Here is an 8,793-nt window from a genome sequence, read left to right on the forward strand (position 1 = left end):
CGCCTCTTTCGAGGCGGTTTTTTATTCAACCGACAACCGGATTATTCCGCCAGTTTGAAGGTGATGAAGCTGGCACGACCCTGACGCAGCACACGCATCGATACCGAACGATTCTTCGGCAGCGCCTTGGCGATGTCGGTGAACTCCTTGGTGGACTCGATTGCCTGATTGTTCAGGTGAGTAATGACGTCACCTGGCTGCAAGCCGATCATCGAAGCAGGACCGTCCTGCACTTCCTTGATCACCACGCCGCCTTTGAGGTCGTAGGTTTTCTTCTGCTCAGCAGTCAACTCGACGACAGAAACACCCAGACGATTACTGCTGGTCTCGGCGCCCGACTTCGGCAAAGCATCGAGTTCTTTGTCTTCATCAGGAATCGCGCCAACCGTCAGCTCGACGTTTTTGCGCTTGCCTTCACGAATCACTTCCAGATTGGCCTTGGAGCCAGCTTTCAGTGCACCGACCAGATGTGGCAGATCGGCGGACATCACGATCGGTTGCCCGTTCATGCTCAGGATAACGTCGCCAACTTGCAGACCACCCTTGGCAGCCGGGCCGTCATCCTGGATCTGGGCGACCAGCGCACCAGCCGGTTTGTCCAGACCGAACGACTCGGCCAGATCCTTGTTCACTTCCTGAATCACGACACCCAACCAGCCACGGCTGACCTTGCCACCGCTTTTCAGCTGGTTGGAAACGTCCATGGCCACGTCGATAGGAATCGCGAACGACACACCCATGAAGCCGCCGGAACGGGTGTAGATCTGCGAGTTGATCCCGACCACTTCGCCGTTCAGGTTGAACAACGGGCCACCCGAGTTACCCGGGTTGATCGGCACGTCGGTCTGGATGAACGGCACATAGTTTTCGTTCGGCAGGCTGCGACCGACGGCACTGACGATGCCTTGGGTCACGGTGTGATCAAAGCCGAACGGCGAACCGATTGCCACGACCCATTGGCCGGCCTTCAGATCCTGGGATTTGCCTAGTTTCAGAACCGGCAGATCCTTGCCTTCGATTTTCAGCAGTGCCACGTCGGAACGCGGATCAGTGCCGACCAGCTTGGCTTTCATCTCGCTGCGATCAGCGAGACGCACGAGAATTTCGTCGGCGTCAGCGATCACGTGGTTGTTGGTCAGGATGTAGCCGTCGGGCGAAATGATGAAGCCCGAACCCAGGGACTGGGCTTCACGCTGACGATCACCGCGAGGCGAACGCGGTTGCGGCGGCATGCCACGTTCGAAGAACTCGCGCAACATCGGCGGCAAGCCTTCGAGGTCAGGCATCTGCTGGTTGACCTTGCGATCCGGCAGTTTCTGCGTGGTACTGATGTTCACCACCGCGGGCGAGGCCTGCTCGACCAGTTGCGTGAAATCAGGCAGTTCGACCGCTTGCGCAGTGACAGCCTGACCGAGCACCAGCACGGTGGCAAAAATGGAGAGATAAGACTTCAAGCGTGGTATCGACATACGGCTCCCGTTACGACGAGCATGGTTAAGCGATATGGATCAAGGAACACCGGGAAAGATACGCCGGTATTTTTGTTCCGGGAACAACAAACAAGGCCAGAGCCGAGGGGCTCTGACCTATAAAAAATTCTGGGGGTATTTGCAAACTGAAATGCTCACGAAACATTTCGATCTCAGCTTACTGTGTGGTGGAAGCGGCATCAGTACGCATGGATAACGCAATCCGTTCGGCAGTGCCTACCGGGATTTCACCAACCACGGTCACCATGATCTCGCCCTGCGGTGTGGTCAAGCGCCGGGAAACCGCGACGGTTGGTCCCAACTGAGTACGGGTGTCGGTGACTGTCGCCCCATTCAACGGCTCCAGGAACACCGAAAAACGCGCGAGGCCATCGTCATACATCAAGCTGTTGACCTGGGTTTTGGTGTCGGGATCCTTGCGTGCAGTGCTGCTGGTCAGTTCGAAGCCAGGCGGTAACCAGTCCGAATGCCAGACCTGAGCAGTCTTGATCGCAGAAGCCTTGTCACTGCCGAGATTGACGGCTTTGCAGTCAGCGCCTGGCTGCAAATCACTGTCGGAAGGAACATTGGCAGTATCCAGTTGCGTGAACTGGAACCGCTCCAGCAACTGCCCTTTGTCGTTCAGCAGCAACGATTTCAGCGGCAGGCCGGTTTCTTTATCCAGATGCAGTTCAAACCCGTAACGGTGTTGGTCGCGAGGCGTCAGTGAAACGATCACTGCCGCACGCCCGGCCACACGCGACTTGCCAATGACAGCAAGGTCATACCAGTTCTTGAGCTTTTGGGGATCGAGTGCACGAGCTGCGGAGTTTGGCGAATCCCCCAGCCCTGCGATCAGGGTGCCGCTGACGCATTGAGTATGCCCATCAATGCGTACGACTTCCTGCGCTGAGCCGTCGAGCTGGAGCAACCGCTCGCGAACTTTGCCATCCTGGACGCGGTGCCAGATGTTATGGGTAGAAAAACTACCGTTACGCTCGTAGACGAAAGTACCGTGAAAGCTTTGCTGTTGCTCGGCCTGACCAAGACGGGTCAACCAGTCCTGGGCTTCATCGGCGTGGGCTGGAACAACAAACCAGCCACTGAGCAGAAGCGAAAGTAGAGGTATGGCGCGCATGATCCTCCTTAGCGGTTTTCCAGGCTTGCTGCACGAGCGTAAGGCAGAGCGCTCTCAGTACCTTTCAATGCAGCCTGTTGAGCATGTTGGCGCAGGTAGCTCGGCAGACGCTGATCATGCCAGCCTGGCTGACCTTGCAATACGCCGTTGGCCATAGGACCAGTGGCTTCCGAACTCTCATTGTAGCCTGCCAAAACAGCCGGGCCCTTGATTTGAGGAGCGGCCAGATTCTGTTGGCTGGATTGCTGAGCCAGTTCGACACCGGCGATCTCGTCCTGGTTGTACAGACGAACACCTGCCAGCACAGCGACGGTTACCGACGCGGCGACGGCCAGACGACCCAGGCTGCGCCATGGACCACGGGTGGCTTTTGCCGGTACGGCTTCGTCAGCCAAGGCTGCGGAAACGGCCGCGGCGATGTCCAGACGTGGAAGCAGCAGATCCTTGTGCATCACTGCCCGAGCGATCTGATAACGAGCCCAGGTTTCACGGGTTTCAACATCGTCGCAGGCACTGAGTACCCGACGCAATTCCAATTCGTCCGCTTCGTTATCCATCACTGCGGACAGCGATTCCTGCAGGGCTTCACGACTCATGGCGTTCCTCTCTTGGCTGTCGCCGCTGTCTTTAGTTTTCCTGCAACAACGGCTGCAGGGCTTTATCGATGGCCTCCCGGGCGCGGAAAATCCGGGAGCGCACGGTGCCCACCGGACATTGCATGACGCTCGCAATGTCCTCGTAACTCAGACCATCGAATTCACGTAAAGTTAAAGCCGTACGCAAATCTTCTGGAAGTTGCTGAATGGTTCGATGGACGGTGCCTTCGATCTCATCCCGCAGCAAAGCCCGTTCTGGCGACTCGAGATCCTTGAGGCCATGATCGCCATCGTAGAACTCTGCATCCTCGGAACTGACATCGCTATCCGGCGGCCGACGGCCGCGTGAAACCAGATAGTTTTTCGCCGTGTTAATGGCGATGCGGTAAAGCCACGTATAAAACGCGCTGTCTCCGCGAAAATTTCCAAGTGCACGGTACGCCTTGATAAAGGCTTCTTGTGCCACATCCTGGGCTTCATGGGTGTCGTGCACAAAACGCACGATCAACCCGAGAATTTTGTGCTGGTATTTCAGCACTAGCAGATCGAACGCTCGCTTGTCGCCGCGTTGAACGCGTTCGACCAGCTGCTGATCCTCTTCCTGGGTTAGCATGAACACTCCTCGATAAGCTCGGAGGAGGCTTGCATAACTAAACGACCGGACTTGCAAACATAGACTCGGGCTTTTCGCAAAAGTTCTCCCCCTCCAGGCAAGTTTCCTGCGGGCTCTGATTCGGCACGCACGAAAAGCGCAGCGCGAGATTCCCCGGCTGCGCGAATAATCTTGTCATCGGTTTCGCCGGCAAGGATCCAAAGCAGATCCTGCGCTGAAGCCGACACTGTCCCTTGAATCAGGCAACCGTCTATTGATCTTGGGCCTTTGGCAAAAGTTCCAAATATTTATAGCTGCCCGAAACCGACATTGTGCAACCGTGCAATGAAAAAGACTGTTAAATCCACGATACAGTTCACTTGTCGCCGAATCGGCCGAAAAAACATCCGACGAAGCGTCAGGTCTTTTCCGTCACAGTAGTTTCACAATGCCATATGGGCTCGGCTATTGTGCCGCTCCACCCCTCTATATACTAGTGGGCTGTACGCAAACCTGACTCGCCTGTCCAGTTGTCCAGCGCCTCCCCCGAACCGGGTCGCTTTGAGCGGAATCCTGAAATGAGCCAACAGTTTCAACACGATGTTCTGGTAATTGGTAGCGGTGCTGCCGGCTTGAGCCTTGCGCTGACCTTGCCCGGTCATTTGCGTATCGCCGTACTGAGCAAAGGCGACCTCGCCAATGGCTCGACTTTCTGGGCCCAGGGCGGTGTCGCTGCCGTCTTGGATGACACCGATACTGTCGAATCCCACGTCGATGACACTCTCAATGCGGGCGGCGGCCTGTGCCATGAAGATGCCGTTCGCTTTACCGTCGAACACAGTAAAGAAGCGATTCAATGGCTGATCGACCAAGGCGTGCCATTTACCCGCGATGAACAATCCAGCACCGAAGACGGTGGATTCGAGTTTCACCTGACCCGCGAAGGCGGCCACAGTCATCGCCGCATCATCCACGCCGCCGATGCCACCGGCGCGGCGATTTTCCGTACCTTGCTGGCCCAGGCCAAAGAACGGCCGAACATCGAGCTGCTGGAACAGCGGGTCGCGGTCGACCTGATCACCGAAAAGCGCCTTGGCCTTGAAGGTGATCGCTGTCTGGGTGCCTACGTACTCAACCGTGGCACCGGTGAAGTCGACACCTACGGCGCCCGCTTCGTGATCCTCGCCTCCGGCGGCGCCGCCAAGGTCTACCTCTATACCAGCAACCCGGATGGCGCCTGCGGTGATGGCATCGCCATGGCCTGGCGTTCGGGCTGTCGGGTGGCAAACCTGGAATTCAACCAGTTCCACCCCACCTGCCTGTATCACCCGCAAGCCAAGAGTTTCCTGATCACCGAAGCCCTGCGCGGCGAAGGTGCACACTTGAAACTGCCTAACGGCGAACGCTTCATGCAGCGCTTCGACCCCCGCGCCGAACTCGCTCCGCGCGACATCGTCGCTCGGGCCATCGACCATGAGATGAAGCGCCTGGGCGTCGATTGTGTCTATCTGGACATCAGCCACAAGTCCGAAGATTTCATCAAGACGCACTTTCCGACCGTGTACGAACGCTGCCTCGAATTTTCCATCGACATCACCAAGCAACCGATTCCGGTGGTTCCGGCGGCGCACTACACCTGCGGCGGCGTGATGGTCGACCAGCAAGGTCGTACCGATGTGCCGGGGCTTTATGCGATTGGCGAAACCAGCTTCACCGGCCTGCATGGCGCCAATCGCATGGCCAGTAACTCGTTGCTGGAGTGTTTCGTCTATGCCCGCTCCGCTGCGGCGGACATCGTTGAGCAATTGCCGCAGATTTCGGCGCCCATCGCCCTGCCCGCCTGGGATGCGAGCCAGGTGACCGATTCGGATGAAGACGTAATCATCGCGCACAACTGGGATGAACTGCGGCGCTTCATGTGGGACTACGTCGGCATCGTGCGCACCAACAAGCGCCTGCAACGGGCGCAGCACCGGGTGCGTCTGTTGCTGGATGAAATCGACGAGTTTTATAGCAACTACAAGGTCAGTCGCGATCTGATCGAACTGCGTAACCTGGCCCAGGTGGCCGAACTGATGATTCTGTCAGCCATGGAGCGCAAGGAAAGTCGCGGCCTGCATTACACACTCGACTACCCGAACATGCTGCCAGAAGCGCTGGACACTATTCTGGTGCCGCCCACCTACGCCGACTGAACTTGAGCCGGACCCGCAGGCGTCGGTGCACATCCGCCGCCTGCGAATCCCGGGGCACGCAAATGGCCCGGACTCGCCGCTCGCCCCGCAGACGAAAACGCAGCACCACCACCAACGGCAGCGCCAGGCTGTCCCGCCGCAGCTGTACCGCTTGCCATCCAGCCGCCTGACTCCATAATTCCCAGCCCTCGGCATTACGGCGCAAACCGCAGAACGCCTGTGGGTGCGTCAGCAAAATCTGCCGTGGCAACGCCCAAACGCCATGCAACAGGCAGAACGAAACGCCGAGCAGACTGACCCAGAGCGGTATGTCGAGAAGGAAAAGCGAACCCAGCGCGAACAGCTGGGCCAATAGATACACCGCCAGCAACTGCCGTGAGGCATGCCAGCGGCATTCGAACGAATTACTTGGGCTGGACACGATCCAGGATCATGCGAACCATGCGCTGAAGTTCCGGATCTTCCGATTCGTTGCGCTCCATGAACCAGCCGAACATGTCCTGATCCTCGCATTCCAGCAGGCGGACGTACAGCGCGCGATCCACCTCGTTCAGACCTGCGTAAACCTCTTTCACAAACGGCACCAGCAACACGTCAAGCTCAAGCATGCCGCGGCGGCTGTGCCAGTAGAGGCGATTCAGTTCAACATCTTCGACCATGGAGCGCTCCTCAAATAGGCCGCAAGTATACAGGCCCGCGTCTCGTCGAACAGTCGGCTTTGGTCGGTCACCGACGATCCTTTGTGAACTACCCATTTCGAAGGCGCCCCCTTATCATGTCCACCAGACTCTTTATCCTGCGATGACCCATGGCCGATTCTGCTTTTTTCTGCACGCTGTCTCATGAAGGTGTTCTGGCGGTCCGCGGAGCGGACGCCGGCAAGTTCCTGCAAGGCCAATTGACCTGCAACCTCAATTACCTCAGCGACACCCAGGCCAGCCTCGGCGCGCGCTGCACGCAGAAAGGCCGGATGCAATCGAGCTTCCGCATCCTGCTTGAAGGTGACGGTGTGTTGCTGGCCATGGCCAGTGAGTTGCTGGAGCCACAACTGGCGGACCTGAAAAAGTACGCGGTGTTCTCCAAGTCCAAATTGACCGATGAAAGCGCTGCCTGGGTCCGCTTTGGTGTCGAACACGGCGATGCGGCGCTGAAGAGTCTCGGGCTTGACCTGCCGGCAGACACCGACAGCGTTGCGCGCCATGACGGTTTGATCGCCATCCGCGTTTCGCCCGATCGCGCCGAACTCTGGGTCGCGGCGGATCAAGCCGACAGCATCAAGGGCAAGCTGTCCGCCCTGCTGACTGAAAGCGATCTGAATCAATGGCTGCTGGGCCAGATCCGAGCCGGGATCGGCCAGGTGATGCCGAACACCCGTGAGCTGTTCATCCCGCAGATGCTCAATTTGCAAGCCGTCGGTGGCGTGAGCTTCAAAAAAGGCTGCTACACCGGCCAGGAAATCGTCGCGCGGATGCAGTACCTCGGCAAACTCAAGCGTCGCCTGTACCGCGTGCAACTGGATACCAGCGAACTGCCTGAACCCGGCACGCAGCTGTTTTCCCCGAGTCATAACAGTGCAATCGGTGAAGTGGTGATGGCCGCCAATGCCGAAAATCACATTGAACTGTTGGCAGTGCTGCAAGCCGAAGCTGCGGAAGGTGGCGATATCCACGTGGGTGCCCTCGACGGCCCGGCGCTGCACTTGCTCGACCTGCCTTATCAACTGGACCGCGACCGCGAAATCCAGCGTTAACCGCAGTACTTTTTGCGACACCTAGAGAAACGAAATGAGTGAGCTGGCGGAAAAGGTCCAACAGGATTTGGTTGAGGCCATCGATAACGATGACCTGGTTCTGCCAACATTGCCGGAAGTGGCGTTGCAAATACGCAAGGCCGCTGAAAACCCGGAAATCAGTATCAGCAGTTTGAGCAAAGTGATCGGTCGCGATACCGCGTTGTCGGCGCGCCTGATCAAAGTGGTCAATAGCCCCCTGCTGCGTGCAACTCAGGAAGTCACTGATTTGCACACGGCGATCACGCGCCTGGGCATCAACTACAGCAGCAACCTGGCCATCGGCCTGGTCATGGAGCAGATTTTCCATGCGCGCTCCGAGGTGGTGGAACAGAAAATGCGCGAAGTCTGGCGCAAAAGTCTGGAAATCGCCGGTGTCAGTTACGCGCTGTGCCGCAGCTATACGCAGCTCAAGCCCGATCAGGCGGCCCTTGGCGGGCTGGTGCATCAGATCGGTGTGTTGCCGATCCTGACCTATGCCGAAGATCACTATGAACTGCTGTCCGACCCGGTCAGCCTCAACCATGTGATTGACCGCATTCATCCATTACTCGGCGACAAGCTGCTCAGGGTCTGGGAGTTTCCGGAGATGCTGGTGCAGGTGCCGCTGCTCTATCAGAACTTCAAGCGACAATCGGCGCAGGTCGATTATGTCGATCTGGTGCAGGTGGCGAGCCTGTATTGCCACAAGGACACCGATCACCCGATTTCGCGCATTGATCCGTTCAGTGTCCCAGCCTTCGTCAAACTCGGGATTGATCCGGACAACAAGGCGATGTGTGCGGATCTTGAAGAAACCCGATCGATGTTTTACTGATCGAGACCGCGTCGCCCCAATCGCGAGCAAGCTCGCTCCCACAGGGATTTGTGGTGTGACATAGATCCAATGTGGGAGATTCTATGGTTGAGGGGAAGCCCTCAACCTGCTTTCGGTTGGTATTCACCTTGCCCTTTTAGCAGTGCAAATACGATCCGGGCAAGCTTGCGAGCCAGTATCACCAGGGCCTGCGTGGT

General features: G+C 57.7%; 9 protein-coding genes and 1 pseudogene. 3 read left to right on the top strand and 7 right to left on the bottom strand.

The window, feature by feature from the left end:
• Positions 1–41: 41 nt before the first annotated feature.
• From ACM110_RS29395 to rpoE, 4 genes are all read right to left on the bottom strand, one after another.
• Positions 42–1,469 carry a DegQ family serine endoprotease gene (locus tag ACM110_RS29395; protein ID WP_416130546.1) on the bottom strand — a complete coding sequence of 476 codons (1,428 nt, stop codon included), beginning with the start codon at positions 1,467–1,469 and terminating at the stop codon, positions 42–44.
• 178 nt (positions 1,470–1,647) lie between these two features.
• On the bottom strand, positions 1,648–2,607 hold the full coding sequence (locus ACM110_RS29400) for a MucB/RseB C-terminal domain-containing protein (protein ID WP_416130547.1): 960 nt from the start codon (positions 2,605–2,607) through the stop codon (positions 1,648–1,650).
• Positions 2,608–2,615: 8 nt separating this feature from the next.
• Positions 2,616–3,203: a sigma-E factor negative regulatory protein gene (locus tag ACM110_RS29405; RefSeq protein WP_338585219.1), complete on the bottom strand. Its 588-nt coding sequence runs from the start codon at positions 3,201–3,203 to the stop codon at positions 2,616–2,618.
• 31 nt (positions 3,204–3,234) lie between these two features.
• Positions 3,235–3,816: an RNA polymerase sigma factor RpoE gene (rpoE, locus tag ACM110_RS29410; protein ID WP_003172477.1), complete on the bottom strand. Its 582-nt coding sequence runs from the start codon at positions 3,814–3,816 to the stop codon at positions 3,235–3,237.
• A 557-nt stretch (positions 3,817–4,373) separates the two neighbouring features.
• On the opposite strand from rpoE, the gene nadB reads away from it, so the two are divergent.
• Positions 4,374–5,990: an L-aspartate oxidase gene (gene nadB / locus ACM110_RS29415; RefSeq protein WP_416130548.1), complete on the top strand. Its 1,617-nt coding sequence runs from the start codon at positions 4,374–4,376 to the stop codon at positions 5,988–5,990.
• Here the strand turns inward: nadB and ACM110_RS29420 are convergent.
• Both ACM110_RS29420 and ACM110_RS29425 read right to left on the bottom strand, forming a co-directional pair.
• Positions 5,959–6,411: a protein YgfX gene (locus ACM110_RS29420; RefSeq protein WP_416130549.1), complete on the bottom strand. Its 453-nt coding sequence runs from the start codon at positions 6,409–6,411 to the stop codon at positions 5,959–5,961. The two genes, nadB and ACM110_RS29420, sit on opposite strands and share 32 nt — an antisense overlap.
• Positions 6,395–6,649: a succinate dehydrogenase assembly factor 2 gene (locus ACM110_RS29425; RefSeq protein WP_150705051.1), complete on the bottom strand. Its 255-nt coding sequence runs from the start codon at positions 6,647–6,649 to the stop codon at positions 6,395–6,397. Before ACM110_RS29425 ends, ACM110_RS29420 begins: the two co-directional genes overlap by 17 nt.
• A gap of 149 nt (positions 6,650–6,798) precedes the next feature.
• Here ACM110_RS29425 and ACM110_RS29430 point away from each other — a divergent pair, with 149 nt between their 5' ends.
• Positions 6,799–7,740 carry a YgfZ/GcvT domain-containing protein gene (locus tag ACM110_RS29430; RefSeq protein WP_416130550.1) on the top strand — a complete coding sequence of 314 codons (942 nt, stop codon included), beginning with the start codon at positions 6,799–6,801 and terminating at the stop codon, positions 7,738–7,740.
• 34 nt (positions 7,741–7,774) lie between these two features.
• Positions 7,775–8,596 (top strand): HDOD domain-containing protein, encoded by an 822-nt coding sequence (locus ACM110_RS29435; protein ID WP_416130551.1) that lies wholly within the window; start codon positions 7,775–7,777, stop codon positions 8,594–8,596.
• A 101-nt stretch (positions 8,597–8,697) separates the two neighbouring features.
• On the opposite strand, the pseudogene ACM110_RS29440 reads toward ACM110_RS29435, so the two are convergent.
• Positions 8,698–8,793 (bottom strand): annotated as a pseudogene (locus tag ACM110_RS29440) (IS110 family transposase); the annotation flags it as partial.

It is taken from the genome of Pseudomonas sp. NFX98 (assembly GCF_047784845.1).
GTDB lineage: Bacteria > Pseudomonadota > Gammaproteobacteria > Pseudomonadales > Pseudomonadaceae > Aquipseudomonas.